The organism is Paraburkholderia sp. (assembly GCF_028283785.1).
In the GTDB taxonomy this organism is placed as follows: domain Bacteria; phylum Pseudomonadota; class Gammaproteobacteria; order Burkholderiales; family Burkholderiaceae; genus Paraburkholderia.
Genome location: NZ_JAPWKB010000018.1, coordinates 68552 through 88560 on the forward strand (window position 1 = coordinate 68552; position 20009 = coordinate 88560).

At 64.3% G+C, this 20009-nt stretch carries 15 protein-coding genes and 1 pseudogene; 3 read left to right on the forward strand and 13 right to left on the reverse strand.

What is annotated here, in order from left to right:
• Positions 1-10: 10 nt before the first annotated feature.
• The 13 genes from PW947_RS20195 to PW947_RS20255 all read right to left on the reverse strand — a co-directional run bounded on the left by PW947_RS20195 (position 11) and on the right by PW947_RS20255 (position 15827).
• The gene (locus tag PW947_RS20195; RefSeq protein ID WP_299634582.1) at positions 11-2506 is read right to left on the reverse strand and encodes an FtsX-like permease family protein; all 2496 of its coding nucleotides are present in this window, start codon (positions 2504-2506) and stop codon (positions 11-13) included.
• Positions 2507-2583: 77 nt separating this feature from the next.
• Positions 2584-3195, reverse strand: a complete 612-nt coding sequence (locus PW947_RS20200) for a DUF4126 domain-containing protein (protein ID WP_299634143.1) — start codon at positions 3193-3195, stop codon at positions 2584-2586.
• Between the two features lie 363 nt (positions 3196-3558).
• The gene (gene sugE, locus PW947_RS20205; RefSeq protein WP_299634144.1) at positions 3559-3879 is read right to left on the reverse strand and encodes a quaternary ammonium compound efflux SMR transporter SugE; all 321 of its coding nucleotides are present in this window, start codon (positions 3877-3879) and stop codon (positions 3559-3561) included.
• 178 nt (positions 3880-4057) lie between these two features.
• Positions 4058-4756 carry a two-component system response regulator KdpE gene (gene kdpE / locus PW947_RS20210; protein ID WP_299634145.1) on the reverse strand — a complete coding sequence of 233 codons (699 nt, stop codon included), beginning with the start codon at positions 4754-4756 and terminating at the stop codon, positions 4058-4060.
• Positions 4749-7622, reverse strand: coding sequence for a DUF4118 domain-containing protein (locus PW947_RS20215; protein ID WP_299634146.1), 2874 nt, complete (start codon positions 7620-7622; stop codon positions 4749-4751). The genes kdpE and PW947_RS20215 overlap by 8 nt, the downstream gene beginning before the upstream one ends.
• A gap of 10 nt (positions 7623-7632) precedes the next feature.
• Entirely contained in the window at positions 7633-8211 is a 579-nt protein-coding gene (gene kdpC / locus PW947_RS20220) for a potassium-transporting ATPase subunit KdpC (protein WP_299634583.1), read from the reverse strand.
• 42 nt (positions 8212-8253) lie between these two features.
• Complete coding sequence (gene kdpB, locus PW947_RS20225) at positions 8254-10377, reverse strand: potassium-transporting ATPase subunit KdpB (RefSeq protein WP_299634147.1); 2124 nt, start codon at positions 10375-10377, stop codon at positions 8254-8256.
• Positions 10378-10424: 47 nt separating this feature from the next.
• Positions 10425-12230, reverse strand: a complete 1806-nt coding sequence (gene kdpA, locus PW947_RS20230) for a potassium-transporting ATPase subunit KdpA (protein ID WP_299634148.1) — start codon at positions 12228-12230, stop codon at positions 10425-10427.
• The gene (gene kdpF / locus PW947_RS20235; protein WP_201641446.1) at positions 12227-12319 is read right to left on the reverse strand and encodes a K(+)-transporting ATPase subunit F; all 93 of its coding nucleotides are present in this window, start codon (positions 12317-12319) and stop codon (positions 12227-12229) included. Before kdpF ends, kdpA begins: the two co-directional genes overlap by 4 nt.
• Positions 12316-12429 (reverse strand): potassium ABC transporter ATPase, encoded by a 114-nt coding sequence (locus tag PW947_RS20240; protein ID WP_299634149.1) that lies wholly within the window; start codon positions 12427-12429, stop codon positions 12316-12318. The genes kdpF and PW947_RS20240 overlap by 4 nt, the downstream gene beginning before the upstream one ends.
• Before the next feature lie 1069 nt (positions 12430-13498).
• On the reverse strand, positions 13499-14476 hold the full coding sequence (locus tag PW947_RS20245) for a quinone oxidoreductase (protein ID WP_299634150.1): 978 nt from the start codon (positions 14474-14476) through the stop codon (positions 13499-13501).
• A 32-nt stretch (positions 14477-14508) separates the two neighbouring features.
• Positions 14509-14895 (reverse strand): methylglyoxal synthase, encoded by a 387-nt coding sequence (locus PW947_RS20250; RefSeq protein WP_299634151.1) that lies wholly within the window; start codon positions 14893-14895, stop codon positions 14509-14511.
• A gap of 152 nt (positions 14896-15047) precedes the next feature.
• Positions 15048-15827 carry an SDR family oxidoreductase gene (locus PW947_RS20255; RefSeq protein WP_299634152.1) on the reverse strand — a complete coding sequence of 260 codons (780 nt, stop codon included), beginning with the start codon at positions 15825-15827 and terminating at the stop codon, positions 15048-15050.
• 289 nt (positions 15828-16116) lie between these two features.
• Between PW947_RS20255 and upp the strand changes: the two genes are divergently transcribed.
• The 3 genes and pseudogenes from upp to PW947_RS20270 all read left to right on the forward strand — a co-directional run bounded on the left by upp (position 16117) and on the right by PW947_RS20270 (position 19848).
• Complete coding sequence (gene upp, locus PW947_RS20260; protein WP_299634153.1) at positions 16117-16767, forward strand: uracil phosphoribosyltransferase; 651 nt, start codon at positions 16117-16119, stop codon at positions 16765-16767.
• Positions 16768-17476: 709 nt separating this feature from the next.
• Positions 17477-18644 (forward strand): annotated as a pseudogene (locus tag PW947_RS20265) (IS30 family transposase).
• A gap of 475 nt (positions 18645-19119) precedes the next feature.
• Positions 19120-19848, forward strand: coding sequence for a YebC/PmpR family DNA-binding transcriptional regulator (locus tag PW947_RS20270; RefSeq protein WP_299634154.1), 729 nt, complete (start codon positions 19120-19122; stop codon positions 19846-19848).
• The last annotated feature ends 161 nt before the right edge of the window (positions 19849-20009 follow it).

Sequence of the window (20009 nt, forward strand, 5' to 3'; positions counted from 1 at the left end):
GAGGACGCGTTCACGCGTCCCGCAACGATTGCAACGCCGGCCGCGCAAGCACGTGCCGCAAGCTGAGCCAGCCGCCGACGCCCGCGCACGCGACGCCCGCGGCAATTCCCGCCGGCAGCAGCCACGGGTTGAAGCTCAGATGGAATTCGAACACGCGCGTGGCCAGCACATAGCCGATCACCTGCGCACCGATCGCCGCCATCAGACCGGCCAGCGCGCCGACCGACACGAACTCCGCGACCTGCACGGCCCGCACCTGCTGATGCGACGCGCCGAGCGCGCGCAGCAGCGCGGATTCTCGCATGCGCTCGTCGCGCGTGCCGGCGAGCGCCGCGTACAGCACCAGCACACCGGCCGCGAGCGTGAACGCGAACAGAAACTGCACCGCGCCGATCACCTGCGCAAGCACGCGCTGGATCTGCGCGAGAATCGGGCCGGTGTCGATCGCGGTGAGGTTCGGATACGTGGCGATCAGGCCGTCGATTGTGCGTTGCCGCTCGGGCGGCAAGTGGAAGCTGGTGATGAAGGTCGCCGGGAAATCCGTCAGCGCGGCGGGCGGCATCAGCACGAAAAAGTTGACCTTGAACGAACCCCAGTCGAGCTTGCGCACGCTCGTGACGGGCGCGTCGATGGTCAGTCCGGTCACGTCGAAGCGCAGCGTGTCGCCGGTCCGCACGTTGAGGATCTTCGCGAGCCCCTGTTCGATCGAGATTTGCGGCGTGGTCGTGTCGCCGTACCAGTTGCCCGCTTCGATCCGGTTGTCGTCGGGAAGATGCGTCGTGTACGACAGGTTGAATTCGCGATCCACCAGACGCTTCGCGTCGTCGCTCTTGTATTCGTCGGGATTGACGGGCTTGCCGTTGATCGCGATCAGACGGCCGCGCACCATCGGCGACAGTTCGACGTCGTCGATCCCATGCGAGCCCAGATACTGTGCGACCGGCGCGCGCTGGTCGGGCTGGATATCGATGATGAATTCGTTCGGCGCGTCGGGCGGCGTCGAAGCACGCCAACCGGCGACCAGATCGTTGCGCGTCATCGCGATCAGCAGCAGGCACATCAAACCGATGCCGAGTGCGGTGATCTGCAACGCGCTCGCACCGCTGCGCCGTTCCAGCGACGCCAGCGCATAGCGCCAGCCGATCCCCGCGTTGACGCGCTCGTTGCGCACGAGCCGCGCCGCGCCGAACAGCACGCCGCGCGCGATCGCGGCGAACAGCAGCAACCCGCCCGCAAAGCCGCCCGCGACGATCCCGCCGAGCTTCAGTTCGCCCGCCGCGAGAATCAGCAGCGCCGCGAACAGCACGATGCCGAGCGCATACGCGGCCCACGCGGTGCGCCCCGCTTCGCCGAAGTCACGGCGCAGCACGCGAACCGGCGGCACGCGCGTCAGCGGCAACAACGGCGGCAACGCGAAACCGAGCAGCAGCACCAGCGCGGCGGCGATGCCCTGCAGCGCGGGCCACACCGTCGGATACGGCAACGCGACGTCGATCAGGCTGCCCAGCCACGCAAGCAGCGCCAGATGTCCGGCGAAACCGAGCAGCACGCCCAACACGCCGCCGATCACGCCCAGCGCGACGAATTCGAGTGTGAACAGCGCGCGCAACGTGCGCTGGCTGACGCCGAGACAGCGCATCGACGCGCAGCCGTCCAGATGACGCCGCATATACCGGTGCGCCGCCATCGCAATCGCGACCGCCGCGAGCAGCGCGGTCAGCAATGACACCAAGGTCAGAAAGTGACTGGCGCGATCGAGCGTCTGACGCACTTGCGGCTGACCGTCCTGCAAGGATTCGAGCGCGACGCCGCGCATCTTGCCGCCATCGACGCGCGTATGCGCGAATGCCGCGAACTTCGCCACCGACGCATCCGGACCCGCCACCAGCAAGCGATACGTGACGCGGCTGCCGTAGCCGATCAGCCCGGTCGATGCGACTTCGTCGGCGCGCAGCATCAGCCGTGGCGAGAAATTGACGAACGAGAAACCGCGATCGAGTTCGCGGGTGATGATCGCGCCGACCGTGAAACTGCGCGAGCCGACCTTCACGCTATCGCCGATATGCAGCTTCAGCGCGTCGAGCAAGGCCTGATCGACCCACACGGTGCCCGGCTTCGGAATCTCCGACGTGTCCTGGCCGGGCTGATTCGGCGCGCCCGCGATCTTGACCGCGCCGCGCAACGGATAACCGGGCGACACCGCCTTCAGCGCCGCCAGCCGCGACAGCGGCTGGCCGCCCGACGCGGTCGCGTTGATCATGCTGGGGAAGATCGCGGTGGTCGCGCTCGACAGACCGAGCGCCTTCGCTTGCGCAGCAAATTGCGGATCGACGGGATGATCGGCGCGAACGATGAAATCGGCGCCGATCATCCGGCGACCGTCGCGCTCCAGCCCCTGATGCAGCCGGTCGGCCAGAAAGCCGACGCTCGACAGCGCCGCGACCGCCAGCACCAGCGCGAGCAGCAGCATCGTCAGTTCGCCCGCGCGCCAGTCGCGTGCGGTCATCCGGAACGCCTGACGCAGCAGGTCGCCCGCGCCGAAACGGCGGTTCTTCGGAGTATTCGGATTGCGTGCGGCGTCCGTCAATCGTGACGGCTCCTCGCGAAGCGCGTCACCATATGCGTCGCCATGCCGCGATAGCCGCCCTGCACGCCGCGCCACAGACGGGGCAGCGCCCAGCTCGCGAGCACCAGAAAACCGATGATCAGCACCAGAAACAGCACCGGCACGAACAGCGCGAGCAGCAGTCCGCCGAATACGAGGCCGTCCTCGGCGGTCGATGTGACCACGTTCGACACCGGTTCCGGCGACAGGTTGATCAGCGCGCGCGTGCCCGCCTTCGCCAGATGCGCGGTGCCCGCCAGCGTGCCGCCGGCCAGTGCGGCCACCGTCAGCAACGCCGGATCGGCGTGGCCGAACGCGCCCGCGGCCAGCACGGCGCCGGCCGGAATGCGGATAAACGTATGGATGGCATCCCACAGCGAGTCGAACGCGGGGATTTTGTCGGCGAGGAACTCGGTGAGCGCGAGCACCGCCGCAAAACCGATCACCCAGGGTGACATCAGCGCGGACAAGGTGTCGGGGAGATGGATCAGACCGAGCCGGCCGAACACGCCGGCGATCATCACCGTGAGATACAGACGCAAGCCGCTGCCCCAGGACAAACCTGCTGCGAGCGAAATGGGTTCAAGCATGACCGCCTCCTGGCGCGCTGAGCGTGCCGGGCGCTCCGCCGGGCTGCCGCGATCCGGCTGCGACGCCGCATCGAAGCTGCCTGACCCGCTGTCCGTTCGGGACGCGGGGCAAAATTCTGATGGGATTCGATCTCATTATAGCCAGCTTGATTCGCAGGCCGTTGAACAAGGCGAAATTTGTTGCACTGCGTGCGGCCTGTGCCACGTTGGCGACACATCCACGATATACGTGCGACCACGGACGGCCGGACGCTGCGTGCATACCCTGACTATCGACAGAATCGGCGGTTTGCTTGAATTTCGTGGGATTTTTTTGCAGCGCGGATCGCGTGGCGGCCAAGCCGACCTCGCGTCGCGGCAGGATCAATGGCCGGACGACAGTTTCAGCCCGATCAGGCCGATCACGATCAGCGACGCGCTCGCCACCCGCGCCACCGTCAACGCTTCGCCCATCATCACGATGCCGAAAATAAACGCGCCGACCGCGCCGATGCCCGTCCACACGGCATATGCGGTGCCGAGCGGCAACTGGCGCATCGCCACCGCGAGCAGCGCGAAGCTGCCCAAAGCCGTAACGACCGTGAACACCGACGGCCACAGCCGGGTAAAACCATCGGAGGATTTGAGACCGGTGGCCCATGCCACTTCGAGCAAACCGGCGATCAGCAGAAGAAACCAGGACATCGACGACTCCATTCAGGTGGGGCCGTCCCCGGATAGGCGAAATGCTTAAGGTCGTCCTTACACTGACGTAATTATATCGAAACTCGCGAAACCGGGCCGGCACGCATACGCGAAACCGTATGAAACGCGCGGGAACACCGCGCGCCACGGAGAGCCACACCGAATCGACAAAAGGCCGTCAAGCCGCGCCGATCAACCGGTATCCGACACCCGTTTCCGTGACGATATGTTCCGGTTGCGCCGGATCGCGCTCCAGTTTTTGCCGCAGATGCGCCATATAAATTCGCAGATAGTGACTGCTTTCGACATGCGACGGACCCCACACGTCGCGCAGCAACTGACGATGCGTCAGCACGCGTCCCGCATGACGGACCAGCGTGGCGAGCAACCGGTATTCGAGCGGCGTCAGATGCACGGCGGCGCCCTCGCGCGTGACGATGCGCTGCGCGAGATCGACCGTCACCGCGCCGAAGCGCACTTGCGGCGAGTCGTTCGCGCCGCCCTGATTGCGTCGGCGTAAATGCGCGCGCATCCGGGCGAGCAATTCCGATACGCCGAACGGCTTGGTCAGATAGTCGTCGGCACCGGCGTCGAGCGCGGCGACCTTCTCGCTTTCCTGCGTCCGCGCCGACAGCACGATCACCGGCAGATCGGTCCAGCCGCGCAGTTCGCGGATCACGTCGAGGCCGTCGGTGTCGGGCAGACCGAGATCGACGATCACCAGATCCGGCTTGCGGGTCGCCGCTTCGACCAGACCTTGCTTGCCGGTTTCCGCGTCGTGCACCGTGATGCCCTCGCCTTCCAGCGCCGCGCGGACAAACCGCCTGATCTGCTTCTCGTCCTCGATCAGAACGACGGTAATGCCGGGGTCACTCATGGGCGTGCGGTGCGGTGTCGGTTTTGGGATGTGCGGGCGTGTCTGCGGGCGCGGGAAAATCCGCTATCTCGGGCAGCGTCTCGTCGAGCAGCTCCGGCACGGGCGGCGGTGTCTCGACCGGCACCGTAAACCAGAAACGCGCGCCTTCGATCCGTCCATCGGCGGCCAGCCGGTTGGCCGCGCCGATTGTACCGCCGTGCGCCGTGACGATTGCCCGGCAGATCGCCAGTCCGAGCCCGATCCCCGGCAGCGCCGATTCCTTCTCGCCGCGCGTGAACTTGTCGAACACGCGCGCTTCCATGCCCGACGGCAAACCCGGACCGCTGTCGTCGAGCGTGACGCGCACGAACGGATTGCCGTCCTCGTGCATCGCCTGCGCGGCGATGGTCAGCGGCGTATCCGGCGCGGTGTATTTCGCCGCGTTCTCGAACAGATTTGAAAACAGCCGCTCCATCAGCACGGCATCGAGTCGCAGCAACGGCAGATCCACCGGCAGCGCGACGCGCACCGGATGCCGCGCCAGCACCCGACGGCACGCGCGCAACGCCGCGCCCACCGTTTCTTCGAGCAGCGTCCATTGACGGTTCAGTTGCAGCCCGCCCGCCTGCAGACGCGCCATGTCGAGCAGATTCGTGACGATGCCGGTCATCCGCAACGCTTCTTCGTGGATCGCATCGACCAGTTCGCCTTCGTTCGGCGCGTTCGCAGCGTTCGGCGCGCCCGACGACGCGTCGCCGCGCGCCTTCGCCAGCATCGACGAAAAGCCGACGATGGTGGTCAGCGGCGTGCGCAAATCGTGCGAGATCGCCGATAACAGCGAATTGCGCAAACGCTCCGACTCCATGTTGACGAGCGCATCGCGGGCGATCTCGACGTAATGCACGCGTTCGAGCGCAAGCGCGATTTGCGCGGCGAACGCATCGAGCATCCGTTGCTGTTCGGGCACGTCGAGTTCGCGCGCGTCGCGCAACAACACGGCGAGCACGCCGCGCGTGCGCATCGGCGCCTTCAGCGGAAGGTACAACGCGGCCGCCGCCGGCAAGGTGTCGGTGCCGCGACCGGCCGGCTTCTGCTGGTCGTAGACCCATTGACCCACATCGGCGTCGAGCGCGTCGCCGTCGAGCGTGATCGACGCGTCCGGGTCTTCGATCTTCTGCTTCACCTGATCGGCGCTATCGGGCAACAGCATCGCGACCCGCGCGCCGAACACCTCGCTGACATGGCGGCTGCCGATCGCGACGATCTGCTCGGTGGTCAGCGCGGCGGCGAGTTCGCGCGCCATCGCGTACATCGCGCCGGTGCGTCGCTCGCGACGGCGCGCCACGCTCGCCTCGCGCCGCAAGCTCGACGTCAGATGGCTGATCACCAGCGAGGTCAGCAACATCCCGAAAAAGGTCAGCAGATATTGCGTATCCGATACCGACAGCGACATCCGCGGCGGCACGAAGAAAAAGTCGAACGCCGCGACGCTGACGAACGACAGCAGCACGCCCGGTCCACGGCCGAGCTTCGCCGCCGTGAACACCACGCCGAGCAGATACAGCATCACGAGATTGGCCAGATCGAGCCGCTCGATCAATTGCGCGGCGAGCGCCGTGATGCCGATACAGATGGCCAGCGCCCAGCCATATGCATGCGGCGGCGAGCGCCGCTCGCGCGCGGCGTTCAGCGCGTCGCGCCATGCGTTGGCGGTGGTGTCGAGCACCGAGCCGCGCTCGATGCCGCCGCCGTCCGACGATGCGCGGATCAAGGTCAGATCGAGATCGCCCGCGCCGTCGGCGAGCCGCTCGCCGAACGGCCGGCGCACACGCCGCATCAGGCCGCCGCGCCACGACGCCCCGGCGACCAGCTTCGACACGTTGCGGGCGCGCGCGTAACCGGTCAGCGCGGCGATCGCATCGGCGCTGGCCAGCGTGGCGGTTTCCGCGCCGAGTTCGGCGGCGAGGCGCAGCGCATTCAGCGTGCGTTCGCGCCGCGCGTCGGGCAGACGCTGCAGCTTCGGCGTTTCCACGTAGACGGCGAGCCAGTCCGCTTTCAGACTCGCCGCGAGCCGCGCGGCCGCACGCACCAGTTGCGGCGCTTCCGGGCCCGGACCCACGCACACGAGAATCCGCTCGCGCGCCTGCCAGACGCGTTGGATCGACCGGTCGGCGCGGTACTCGCGCATCTGCGCATCGACGCGATCCGCCGTGCGCCGCAGCGCCAGTTCGCGCAGCGCAATCAGATTGCCCTTGCGAAAAAAGTTGCGCACCGCGCGTTCGGCCTGCTGCGGCAAATACACCTTGCCGTCACGCATCCGGTCCAGCAATTCCTCGGCGGGCAGATCGACCAGCGTGACTTCGTCGGCGCGATCGAACACGCGGTCGGGCACGGTCTCCCACACGCGGATACCGGTGATCTGACCCACGACGTCGTTCAGGCTTTCGAGGTGCTGGACATTCACGGTCGTGTAGACGTCGATGCCTGCGTCGAGCAGTTCATAAACGTCTTGCCAGCGCTTCAGATGGCGCGAACCTTCGACGTTCGAATGCGCGAGCTCATCGACCAGCACCAGTTGCGGCTTGCGCGCGAGCGCCGCGTCGAGATCGAATTCAGCGAGCGTGCGGCCGCGATAGTCGATCTGCGCGAGCGGCAACACATCGAGGCCGTCGAGCAGCGCCGCCGTCTCGCCGCGACCGTGCGTCTCCGCAATCCCGACCACCATATCGACGCCATCGTCCGCACGACGTCGCGCGGCCTGCAACATTGCATAGGTCTTGCCGACACCCGCCGAAGCGCCGAAAAAAATCTTCAGCCGGCCGCGCTGACGTTTTTCCTCATCGCGTTGCAGCTTGTCCAGCAGTTCGTCGGGATCGGGGCGGTTCATGCGGGGAAGGTCAACCCTTGTGTGCGTCGTCGAGCGCGAGGTTCAATTGCAGCACGTTCACACGCGCTTCGCCCAGTATGCCGAACTGGCGACCGCTCGTGTAGCGGTCGACCAGCGCCTGAACGTCGTTGACGCCCAGCTTGCGCGCTTTCGCGACGCGTTCGATCTGATAGGCGGCTGCGGCCGGGCTGATCTGCGGATCGAGTCCGCTGCCCGACGACGTGACGAGATCGACCGGGACCGGCTTCGACATATCGGTGCCGGCCGCTTTCAGCGCATCGAGGCGGCCTTTGATTTCATCGGACAGCGCCGGGTTGACCGGTCCCAGATTCGAACCCGACGACGCCTGCGCGTTGTACGGCATCGGACTGGTCGCGGACAGACGGCCCCAGAAGTATTGCGGCGCATCGAACTGCTGGCCGATCAGCGCCGAGCCGACCGGCTTGCCGTCCTGTTCGAGCAGACTGCCGTTGGCCTCGTGACGGAATGCCGTCTGACCGATCGCGGTCATCACGGCCGGATAACCGAGACCGGTGACCACGCTCAGCGCGGCGAAAATAACCAGAATGGGACGAATGAGTTTCATGATGAGTTGCCGTGTCCTGTGTGTGTCGAAAAGTTGGCGTGCGCGTCAGACCCAGCCGCATGCGGCCAGCACCATATCGATCGCCTTCATGCCGATGAACGGCACCAGAATCCCGCCGAGCCCGTAGACCAGCAGATTGCGGCGCAACAGGATCGCCGCGCCGAGCGGCCGGTAGCGCACGCCCTTCAGCGCGAGCGGAATCAGCAGCACGATGATCAGCGCGTTGAAAATCACCGCCGACATGATCGCGGACGACGGCGTGGCCAGATGCATCACGTTCAGCGCGTTCAGTTGCGGATACGTGGTCGCGAACGCGGCCGGGATGATCGCGAAGTATTTGGCGACGTCGTTCGCGATCGAGAACGTGGTCAGCGAACCGCGCGTCATCAGCATCTGCTTGCCGATCTCGACGATCTCGATCAGCTTGGTCGGGTTGGAATCGAGATCGACCATATTGCCCGCCTCTTTCGCGGCCTGCGTGCCGGTGTTCATCGCCACCGCGACGTCGGCCTGCGCGAGCGCGGGCGCGTCGTTGGTGCCGTCGCCGGTCATCGCGACGAGGCGGCCTTCGGCCTGATGCGCGCGGATCGTCGCGAGTTTCGCTTCGGGCGTCGCTTCGGCGAGGAAGTCGTCGACGCCCGCTTCCGCTGCGATCGCCGCGGCGGTGAGGCGGTTGTCGCCCGTCACCATCACAGTCTTGATACCCATCTTGCGGAGTTCGGCGAAACGCTCCTTGATACCGCCTTTGACGACGTCCTTCAGTTCGATCACGCCCAGCACGCGCGCGCCGCTGTCGCCGTCCTGCGCGACGCGTTCCGCGACCACCAGCGGCGTGCTGCCGCGCCGCGCGACTTCCGCGACCGCGTTCGTCACTTCGACCGGAAAGCGTCCGCCGTGCGCTTCGACGTATTTCCTGACCGCGTCCGCCGCGCCCTTGCGGATTTCGCGGCCCGGCGCGCCCGACGCGTTCGCGTCCGGGTTCAGATCGACGCCGCTCATCCGGGTTTGCGCGGTGAACGCGAGAAACACCGCGTGCAGCTGCGCCATATCGCGCTGACGGATATTGAACCGCTGCTTCGCCAGCACGACGATGCTGCGTCCTTCCGGCGTTTCGTCCGCCAGCGACGACAGTTGCGCGGCGTCGGCGAGCGCTTCTTCGGTGACGTTCGGCGCAGGCACGAACTGCGACGCCTGGCGATTGCCGAGCGTGATCGTGCCGGTCTTGTCGAGCAGCAGCACATCGACGTCGCCCGCCGCTTCGACCGCGCGGCCCGACGTGGCAATCACGTTCGCCTGCATCATCCGGCTCATCCCGGCCACGCCGATCGCCGACAGCAGGCCGCCGATGGTGGTCGGAATCAGGCACACGAGCAGCGCGACCAGCGCGGTGATCGTCACCACGTGGCCCGCTTTCGCGGCGTCGACGGAGAACATCGAGAACGGCAACAGCGTGGCCGTGGCGAGCAGCAGTACGATCGTCAGCGCGACCAGCAAGATCGTCAGCGCGATTTCATTCGGCGTCTTCTGGCGCTTCGCACCTTCGACCATCGCGATCATCCGGTCGAGAAACGCCTCGCCGGGATTGGCCGTCACCTTGACGACGATCCAGTCGGACAGCACGCGCGTGCCGCCCGTCACCGAGCTGAAGTCGCCGCCCGACTCGCGGATCACCGGCGCGGATTCGCCGGTGATCGCGGATTCGTCGACCGACGCGACACCGTCGATCACGTCGCCGTCGGCGGGGATCACGTCGCCGGTTTCGACCAGCACGACGTCGCCTTTGCGCAGATCGGAAGCGGTCGTGATGCGGATCGGCGACTTCGGATGCGGCTCGTTGAGCTTCTTCGCCATCACGTCTTTTTTCGCGCTGCGCAGCGACGCCGCCTGCGCTTTCGAGCGCCCTTCGGCGAGCGCTTCCGCGAAGTTCGCGAACAGCACCGTGAACCACAGCCACGACGTGACCGCGAGAATGAAGCCCGCCGGCGCTTCGGCCTGACCGGCCAGCGCCGCGATCCACAGGATGGTCGTCAGGATGCTGCCGACGTACACGCAGAACATCACCGGATTGCGGAACTGGGTGCGCGGCGTGAGTTTCTTGAAAGCGTCCACGATGGCCGGGCGCAGCAGCGCCGGATCGAACATGGACGACGTAGCGGAATGATCAGTCATCTTTTCCTCGAATTCTTCTATGCGCTTTCGGGTGTCGGGCAGGCGGCTCAATGGCCGCCGATCATCATCAGATGTTCGACGCCGGGGCCGAGCGCGAGCGCGGGCACATACGTCAGCGCGCCGACCAGCAGCACAGTGCCCAGCAACAGCACGACGAACAGCGGTCCGTGCGTGGGCAGCGTGCCGCCCGTCACCGCGATGCGTTTTTTCGCGGCCAGCGAGCCCGCGATCGCGAGCACCGGGACGATCGTGCCGAAGCGGCCGAACCACATCGCGATCGCCGTCATCCAGTTGTAGAACGGCGTGCCGACCGTGAGACCCGCGAACGCGCTGCCGTTGTTGTTGGCCGCCGAGCTGAACGCGTAGAGGATTTCGGAGAAGCCGTGCGCGCCCGGATTCAGGATGCCCGCGCGGCCGGCGTCGGTGAGCACCGCGATCGACGTGCCGACCAGCACCAGCAACGGCGTCAGCAGCACGACGATGGACACCATCTTCATCTCGTAGGCTTCGACTTTCTTGCCGACGTATTCGGGCGTGCGGCCGATCATCAGTCCGGCGACGAATACGGCGAGCAGCGCGAACACCAGCATCCCGTACAGACCCGAGCCGACGCCGCCGAAGATCACTTCGCCGAGTTGCATCAGCAGCATCGGAAACAGGCCGCCGAGCGGCGTCAGCGAGTCGTGCGTATTGGCGACCGCACCGCACGACGCCGCCGTGGTCGCGACCGTGAAAATGCCGGATTGCGCAATGCCGAAGCGGGTTTCCTTGCCTTCCATATTGCCGCCGCTTTGCAGCGGGTTCGCGGACTGATCGACGTGCAGCGACGTATAGAGCGGATTGCCGCCCTGCTCCGCCGCGATTTCGCCGCCGACGCAGACCACGAACGCGATCGTCATCACCGCGAGCACGGCGATCCCTTGACGGCGATCCGCGATCATCCGGCCGAACACGAGACACAGCGCGGCGGGAATCGCGAGGATGGACAGCATCTGGACGAAGTTGGAGAACGGCGTCGGGTTTTCGAACGGGTGCGCGGAATTGCCGTTGAAGAAGCCGCCGCCGTTGGTGCCGAGCATCTTGATGGCTTCCTGCGACGCGACCGGGCCCATCGCGATGGTTTGGGTCTTGACGGGCGTATCGACCGTGACCGGATTGCCCTTTGCGTCCTTGACCGGATTGCCTTGCGCGTCGAGTTTCGGCGCGGCGTAGGTGGTCGCTTGCAGCGTCGGCACGTCCTGGTAGGACTTGAAGTTCTGGATTACGCCCTGGCTCATCAGCAGGCCCGCGATCACGATCGACATCGGCAGCAGCACGTACATCGTCACGCGGGTGATATCGACCCAGAAGTTGCCGATGGTGTGGGTCGAATGCCGCGCGAAGCCGCGCACCAGCGCGATCACGACGACGATGCCGGTCGCGGCGGAGAGGAAGTTCTGGACCGTGAGTCCGAGCATCTGGGTCAGATAGCTGACCGTTTGCTCGGGTGTGTAGTCTTGCCAGTTGGTGTTGGTGACGAAGCTGATCGCGGTATTGAATGCACCATCGACCGTCATCGGTCCGAACTGCTGCGGGTTGCCGGGCAGCAGGCCCTGGACGCGCAGCAGCGCGTAGAGGAACAGCACGCCGAACAGATTGAACGCGATGGTTGCGATGGCATAGTGTTTCCACGACATTTCCGTGGCCGGATCGACACCCGCGACGCGATACAACGCGCGTTCGACCGGACCGCCGAATCGCAGGATCCGGGACGAGCCGTTCATCACGCGGGTGAGATAGGCGGACAGCGGAATCGCGAGACCGATCAGCGCGATGACGAAGATCGCGACCTGAAGGACGTTATTGGAATTCATTCGATGTCCTCCGCGCGCAGCAGCGCGTAGACGAGGTAAGCGAACAGCAGCGCGGTGGCAGCGGCGGAGAGCCAGAGGATCCAGTTCACGAGCGCGCTCCCGGACCACGGCCGGACTGGCGAAGTCGTTCGCAGCCGGCGATCAAAGCGAAGGTCAGCGCCGCGAATAGCGCGACGCCCCCGATGTACAACGCATCCATTCTGTTTTCTCCATGTGCGGATTCTGGATGGGTTGAACGTTATTCCGATGGGTGTAAAGAGGGGGTTAAAGGGTGAAGGGGGGGTGTAAAAATGTTGTAAACGGGGGGGTGGCCGCTGGCGGGTTGGGGTTGGGTTGGGTTGGGTTCGGTTGGGTTGGGTTCGGTTGGGTTGGTTGTCCCGGGTTCGCGGTGGTCTGCCTCGGTTTTGGTTTGGTTGTCCCGGTTTCGCGCCGGTCTGCCTGGATCGTCCCTGTGCGGGACCGCACCTACTTTTCTTTGCTCGCGCAAAGAAAAGTAGGCAAGGAAAGCGTTTACACCGCCGCTTCGTAGCGAGTGGCGTCTACTGACTTTCGGGTAGTGGAACGCGCACGTTTTGAGTTCGCGGTCCGTTTTTCCCGGTGGCCCGCGCCCGCACATCCCGCCCGCTTCGCGGCGGTAGCCCACTTCAAAAACCCTTTTTCGCCACGCTATTTTCGGTCTTCTCGACTGTTCCGGCGTTCGGCCCGAAACGCGGTTTGGGCCATTGCATTTGCCCTCCTTAGGAGGATTCCGGCGTCGCCTCAAAGCCCGGTTTTCAACACGCGACGTACCAGCCTTCACGACCGTTCTAGCGTCCGGCCCAAAGCCCGGTTTTCGCCACGGCATTCACCCGACTTCGCGATAGTTTCGACGTTCCGAGTTGCCTGGAATTTTGCGCACGAGACTCGACCGGCGCATGCCAGGAAAATGGGGTTTGTGACCGACGGAGTCCAGCGCGCGAATGGCGCCAAGAGATAAAGACGGGGCTGTGCCCGTCGGCTGTCGCGGAGCGAACAGCCGGAACGAATGACTGCCTTGTCACCAAGTAGTGTGGTGCGGCAACTCAAATCGTGCGCGGACCACTACCCGATAATGAATAAACGCCACTCGCTACGGAGTGGCGGTGTAAACGCGCTTTCTTTTGCCTACTTTTCTTTGCGCGAGCAAAGAAAAGTAGGTCCGGTCCCGGACAGGGACGATCCAGGCAAACCACCGTGAAACCGGGACAACCAAACCAGCCCAACCAACCAACCCAACCCAACCCCAACCCCTACCCTGGCATCAACACCGTCGACCCCGTCGTCCTCCTCCCCTCCAGATCCCGATGTGCATCAGCCACATCCTCCAACGGATACCGTTGGTTCACACTCGCCTTGACCTTCCCGCTCACCAGCACATCGAACAGCTCCGTCGACATCGCCTCATAATCCGCGCGCTTCGCGATATACGTAAACAACGTAGGCCGCGTAAAAAACAGTGACCCGCGTCCAGCAAATTCAGATGCCTCGATCGGCGGCAACGGCCCCGTCGCATTGCCGAAACTCACGAACATCCCCAGCGGCGCAAGACAATCGAGCGAACCCGTAAACGTATCCTTCCCGATCGAGTCGTACACGACCGGCACCCCCGCTCCGTTCGTAATCTCGCGAACGCGTTTCGTGAAATCCTCACGGGTGTACACCACCGGAAAATCGCATCCGTGCGCCTTCGCAATCTCGGCCTTCTCGTCCGATCCCACGGTCCCGATCACGGTCGCGCCCAATGCCTTCGCCCATTGCACGGCAAGCAAACCGACACCGCCGGCGGCGGCGTGAATCAGGATCGTGTCGCCCGCTTTCACCGGATACGTGCGCCGCAACAGATACTGCGTCGTCAACCCCTGCAGCATCACCGACGCACCCTGCTCGTAGCTCAACGCTTCCGGCAACTTCACGACCTGCGCCGCGGCCAGCACCCGCTCCTGCGTGTACGCGCCCGGCGGCCGCGCCACATACGCGACGCGATCGCCCGCCTTCAGGTCGCTCACGCCCGCGCCGACCGCCACGACTTCGCCCGCGGCCTCCATGCCCAATCCGTGCGGCAGCGGCAACGGATACAGACCCGTGCGGAAATACACGTCGATATAGTTCAGCCCGACCGCGTGCTGCTTCACCCGAATCTCGCCGTTGCCCGGCTCGCCTACCTCAACGTCGACCCACTTCATCACGTCCGGGCCGCCCACCTTGTCGAATCGAATAGCCTTGACCATCACGTCTCCTCGTCAATCGATAGATAGCTACGTCAAACTTCCTGGCGCACGCGCAACGTCAGCGCGTCGAGAATCATCCGCGCGGTCGAAATATTCGTCGCGCACGGCACGTTGTGCACGTCGCATGCACGAACCAGCGCATTGATGTCCGGCTCGTGCGGCTGCGGCGTCATCGGGTCACGCAGGAAAATCACCATGTCGACATTGCCTTCGGCCAGCTGCGCACCGATCTGCAAATCGCCGCCGTGCGGACCCGACAGCATCCGCTGCACCTCCAGACCGTGCGCGTCGGCAATTCGCGAACCCGTCGTGCCGGTCGCGACGATCTCGCAACGCTTCAGCGTGTCCACGTACTCGCCGGCCAGCCGGACGATGTCGTCTTTCTTGTGATCGTGCGCGATCAATGCAATGCGGGTCATGACCTGAGACTCCTGATGTCGATGTGATTGTCGTTATGGATGCTGCACGGTGCGCGCCACGCTCGCCCTGCCGGCTGCGTCGCGCGTCCGTTCGATTTCGATACTTGCCCGATCCGTGCTGCATATGTGCTGGGTATGTGCCCGGTACCTGCTCAATACGTGCCCGGATAGGCGCCGCCGTCGAGCAGCCAGTTTTGTCCGGTGATATAGCCGGCGTGGACGCTGCACAGAAACGCGCACGCGCGGCCGAACTCGTCGGGCGTGCCGAAGCGGCCGGCGGGAATCGTCGCCATGCGTCTGCGGCGAACTTCGTCGAGCGGAAGATTCTGACCTTTCGATTGCGCTTCGAAGGTCGCGCCGATGCGGTCGGTATCGAACAGGCCGGGCAACAGGTTGTTGATCGTCACGCCGGTGCTGGCCACCTTGCGCGCAACGCCCGCGACGAAGCCGGTCAAGCCCGAGCGCGCGCCGTTCGACAGGCCGAGCACATCGATCGGCGCCTTCACCGACGAACTCGTGATGTTGACGATACGCCCGAACCCGCGCGCGCTCATGGTGTCGATCGTCGCCTTGATCAGTTCGATCGGTGTCAGCATGTTGGCTTCGAGCGCGCGCAGCCAGTCGTCGTGAGTGAAATCGCGGAAATCGCCGGGCGGCGGGCCGCCGGCGTTGTTGACGAGGATGTCGGGCTGCGGGCACGCGGCGAGCGCGGCCGCGCGGCCTTCGGGCGTGGTGATGTCGCACGCCACCGCGATCACGTCGACGCCGGTGGTGGCGCGAATGGCGGCGGCGGTCGATTCGAGCGTTTCGGCGGTGCGCGCGACGATCGTCACGTTGACGCCTTCCGCGGCGAGCGCCTGTGCGCAACCGCGTCCGAGCCCTTTGCTGGCAGCGCAAACCAGTGCGTTGCGTCCGGCGATTCCCATATCCATGTGCGATTCCTCTTTATGACGGTGTCTCGGTCTGCGCGGAACCGGCGCGGCCCGCGCGATCGATCCGCGCGGGCGGTTCGATGCGGCGGACCGGTTGTGCCGGCGAGTTTCCCCGATTCTAGAAGAATCGGTGCCGGAATGCCGCGCGCCGGACGGATGCGGCTTTAAATCTCCGGTATCTTCGGCGGAGAGTTTCGGTAAACTTGCAGCCGTGGCGCGAGATGGCGCCGGCGATGTGCCGGCAGTCCCCGCGCCGACCGATTCCTCTTGCCGACGCCTCACGCCCGCCATGACCCAGGACAGCCGCTTTCCCAATCTTTTCATCCTCGATCACCCGCTGATCCAGCACAAGCTGTCGCACATGCGCGACCGCGACACGTCGACGCGGACGTTTCGCGAACTGCTGCGCGAGATCACGTTGCTGATGGGTTACGAAATCACGCGCAATCTGCCGATGACGACCCGTCGGGTGCAGACGCCGCTGGTGGAGATCGACGCGCCGGTGATCGCCGGCAAGAAGCTGGCGATCGTGCCGGTGTTGCGGGCCGGAGTCGGGATGTCGGACGGGCTGCTGGAGCTGATTCCGTCGGCGCGGGTCGGGCATATCGGCGTGTATCGGGCGGACGATCATCGTCCGGTCGAATATCTGGTGAAGTTGCCGGATCTCGAAGACCGGACGTTTATCCTGTGCGATCCGATGGTGGCGACCGGTTATTCGGCGGCGCACGCGGTGGATGTGTTGAAGCGGCGTAACGTGCCGGGCGAGAACATCATGTTTCTGGCGCTGGTGGCCGCGCCTGAAGGCGTGCAGGTGTTTCAGGATGCCCATCCGGATGTGAAGCTTTATGTGGCTTCGCTGGATTCGCATCTGAATGAGCATGCTTACATCATTCCGGGGTTGGGGGATGCTGGGGATCGGTTGTTCGGGACCAAGAATTGATGGTTTAGGTTTGGTTTTTGGTTTTTGGTTTTGTTGGTTGTGGTTGTCCCGGTTTCGCGTCGGTATGCCTGGTTCGTCCCTGTGCGGGACCGCACCTACTTTTCTTTGCTCGCGCAAAGAAAAGTAGGCAAAAGAAAGCGCGTTTACACCACCACTTCGTAGCGAGTGGCGTTTATTCATTATCGGGTAGTGGTCCGCGCACGATTTGAGTTGCCGCACCACTTAACCTGGTGACAAGGCAGTCATTCGTTCCGGCTGTTCGCTCCGCGACAGCCGTTGGGCACAGCCCCGTCTTTTTCTCTCAGCGCCATTCGCGCGCTGCACTCCGTCGGTCACAACACCCTTTTTCCTGGCATGCGCCGGTCTAGTCTCGCGCGCGAAATTCCTCGCTACGCGGCCCGTCGAAACCATCGTGAAGGTAGGCTATTAGTGCGTGGAAAACCGGCCTTTGCACCGACGCCGGAACCGTCGAAAACGCTGGCAAATGACGTGCCGCAAACGGGTTGTTGAAGTGGGCTACCGCCGCGAAGCGGGCGGGATGTGCGGGCGCGGACCACCGGGAAAAACGGACCGCCAAGTCCAAACGTGCGCGGTCCACTACCCGAAAAATACTAGACGCCACTCGCTACGAAGCGCGAGGTAAACGCGGCGGATTCAACCGGTCGTTGCAACACATCTGTTCCAATACGGAATCGGAGAGTGGAGCACCATGGAACGACAGAGGAAACATTGGCTAAACGCGCAGCAGAAGAGCGATATCTGGAAGATGTGGCGCGCAGGAGAGTCGCTGAGTGCCATCGCGCGCATGCTCGGGCGTCACCCAAGCGGGGTTTGTCGGGTCATCTGTAAAACTGGGGGAATTTCTCCGGTCGCCCGCACACGATCAGCGCGGTCGCTGACACTTGCCGAACGCGAGGAGATCTCGCGAGCTTTGGTTGCAGGCATGTCAATGTGTCAGATCGCGTTGCAACTGGGGCGCTCGACATCCACCATTACGCGGGAAGTCGCGCGCAATGGTGGCAGCCACAGATATCGTGCACACGAGGCCGATGCCAATGCATGGGAGCGGGCGCGGCGCCCCAAGGCGTGTGTGCTGTCGGAGAATGCCCGGCTTCGCCACTGGTAGCAGCCAAGCTCAAACTACAATGGGCTCCTGTACAGATAGCAGGGTGGCTGCGGCGTGAGTTCCGGGGCAACAAGGACATGCAGATATCTCACGAAACGATTTACCGAAGCCTGTTTATCCAGGCGCGAGGTGTCCTTAAGAAGGAACTCGTTGCCCATCTCCGTACGAACCGTCTGATGCGTCAGGCGAAGCTTGCCTCGGCAAGCGGCCAGGGCAGAGGCAGGATAAGCGAGGCGGTGTCGATCAGTGAACGCCCGGCCGAGGCGGACGACCGGGCGGTGCCGGGTCACTGGGAAGGTGATCTTCTGGCCGGCTCGGGTAACAGCTATATCGCCACACTGGTGGAGCGGCACTCGCGTTATGTGATGCTGGTCAAGGTCGCAGGCAAAGATACGGCAAGTGTGGTGTCCGCGCTGATAAAGCAGGTGAACAAACTGCTTAAGCAGAACTACGCCGGTCGCTGACATGGGATCGCGGCACAGAGATGGCGAGCCACAAGAAATTCACGATTGCCACGGACGTACAGGTGTATTTCTGCGATCCGCAAAGTCCGTGGCAGCGAGGCAGCAACGAGAACACGAACGGTCTTCTGCGTCAGTACTTCCCCAAGGGGGTGCCGGTGGACGGCTATTCGCAGGCTGAGCTAAACAAGGTTGCCGCGCGCCTGAATGGTCGGCCTCGCCAGACCCTGCAATTTATGAACCCTGCTGAAAAACTGGCAGAAACGTTGGGGGTTGCATTGACCGGTTGAATCCGCCGCGCTTTCTTTTGCCTACTTTTCTTTGCGCGAGCAAAGAAAAGTAGGTGCGGTCCCGCACAGGGACGATCCAGGCAAACCGACGTGAAACCGGGACAACCAAACCAAACCAACCCCAAACCAAGCCCAAACCAACCCAAAACCAACCCACCCCCAGTTCCGAATCCCCAATCCCCCACCCCCTCCCATGATAAAATTCACATCCGCTCAACAAGCGGCTCAGCTTGCACCACAACGCGGCGCAGCGCGCTTTTCGCCGGTTTCGGCGTCCAAAGCCCACGCCCGCGCGGCCCGCTGCATCGCGAGGCGCACGCCGCACCACGCGCCCAACAGCGCCCGCGCACGCGTCACCACGCAGCTGAGACCGGTCTGACATCGCGGCGCCGCACGACGTAACCTGCACGCGCCCGACATCGCAACGACAATAGGACTATGCGTGCGCCCGCTGGCGCGCGCGACGGAGAAAGGTATGGCGGGTCACTCGAAATGGGCCAACATCAAGCATAAAAAGGCAGCGGCCGACGCAAAACGCGGCAAGGTCTGGACGCGCCTCATCAAGGAAATTCAGGTGGCGGCCCGTATGGGCGGAGGCGATATCGACTCCAATCCGCGCCTGCGCCTCGCCGTCGATAAAGCCTACGACGCCAATATGCCCAAAGACAACGTCAACCGCGCCATCCAGCGTGGCACCGGCGGCGTCGACGGCGCAAGCTACGAAGAAATCCGCTACGAAGGCTACGGCATCAATGGCGCGGCCATCATCGTCGATACGATGACCGATAACCGCGTGCGCACCGTCGCCGAAGTCCGTCACGCATTCTCGAAGTTCGGCGGCAATATGGGCACGGACGGCTCGGTGTCGTTCATGTTCGATCACGTCGGCCAGTTCCTGTTCGCTCCCGGCACGCCGGAAGACAAACTGATGGACGCCGCGCTCGAAGCCGGCGCCGACGACGTCGTCACGAACGACGACGGCAGCATCGAAGTGGTCTGCCCACCCAACGATTTCCAGCAGGTCAAATCGGCGCTCGAAACAGCCGGCTTCAAGGCCGAACTCGCCGACGTCACGATGAAACCTCAGACGGAAGTCGAGTTCACCGGCGACGACGCGCTCAAGATGCAAAAGCTGCTCGACGCGCTCGAAAACCTCGACGACGTGCAGGAAGTCTATACAAACGCTGCAATCGCCGAAGAGTAATCCGGCAAACCCGCCTGCGCCACGCGCCCGGGCGGTGCTTCAGGTTTGGCAAGCTGGCACGGCGGCTGCGCATCGAAGATGCAGCACCGCGAGCCAGCCGGTTTCGATCACGGCTCGCGTCATCGCGCGGGCCGTTTATGGTTTTTAAGTCTTCGGGGAAT

Bases quoted from the DNA above. Each gene is read 5' to 3' on its own strand.
- PW947_RS20195 (WP_299634582.1), bottom strand. From the start codon at position 2,506: ATGACCGCACGCGACTGGCGCGCGGGCGAACTGACGATGCTGCTGCTC.
- PW947_RS20200 (WP_299634143.1), bottom strand. From the start codon at position 3,195: ATGCTTGAACCCATTTCGCTCGCAGCAGGTTTGTCCTGGGGCAGCGGC.
- sugE (WP_299634144.1), bottom strand. From the start codon at position 3,879: ATGTCCTGGTTTCTTCTGCTGATCGCCGGTTTGCTCGAAGTGGCATGG.
- kdpE (WP_299634145.1), bottom strand. From the start codon at position 4,756: ATGAGTGACCCCGGCATTACCGTCGTTCTGATCGAGGACGAGAAGCAG.
- PW947_RS20215 (WP_299634146.1), bottom strand. From the start codon at position 7,622: ATGAACCGCCCCGATCCCGACGAACTGCTGGACAAGCTGCAACGCGAT.
- kdpB (WP_299634147.1), bottom strand. From the start codon at position 10,377: ATGACTGATCATTCCGCTACGTCGTCCATGTTCGATCCGGCGCTGCTG.
- kdpA (WP_299634148.1), bottom strand. From the start codon at position 12,230: ATGAATTCCAATAACGTCCTTCAGGTCGCGATCTTCGTCATCGCGCTG.
- PW947_RS20240 (WP_299634149.1), bottom strand. From the start codon at position 12,429: ATGGATGCGTTGTACATCGGGGGCGTCGCGCTATTCGCGGCGCTGACC.
- PW947_RS20245 (WP_299634150.1), bottom strand. From the start codon at position 14,476: ATGGTCAAGGCTATTCGATTCGACAAGGTGGGCGGCCCGGACGTGATG.
- PW947_RS20250 (WP_299634151.1), bottom strand. From the start codon at position 14,895: ATGACCCGCATTGCATTGATCGCGCACGATCACAAGAAAGACGACATC.
- PW947_RS20255 (WP_299634152.1), bottom strand. From the start codon at position 15,827: ATGGATATGGGAATCGCCGGACGCAACGCACTGGTTTGCGCTGCCAGC.
- upp (WP_299634153.1), top strand. From the start codon at position 16,117: ATGACCCAGGACAGCCGCTTTCCCAATCTTTTCATCCTCGATCACCCG.
- PW947_RS20270 (WP_299634154.1), top strand. From the start codon at position 19,120: ATGGCGGGTCACTCGAAATGGGCCAACATCAAGCATAAAAAGGCAGCG.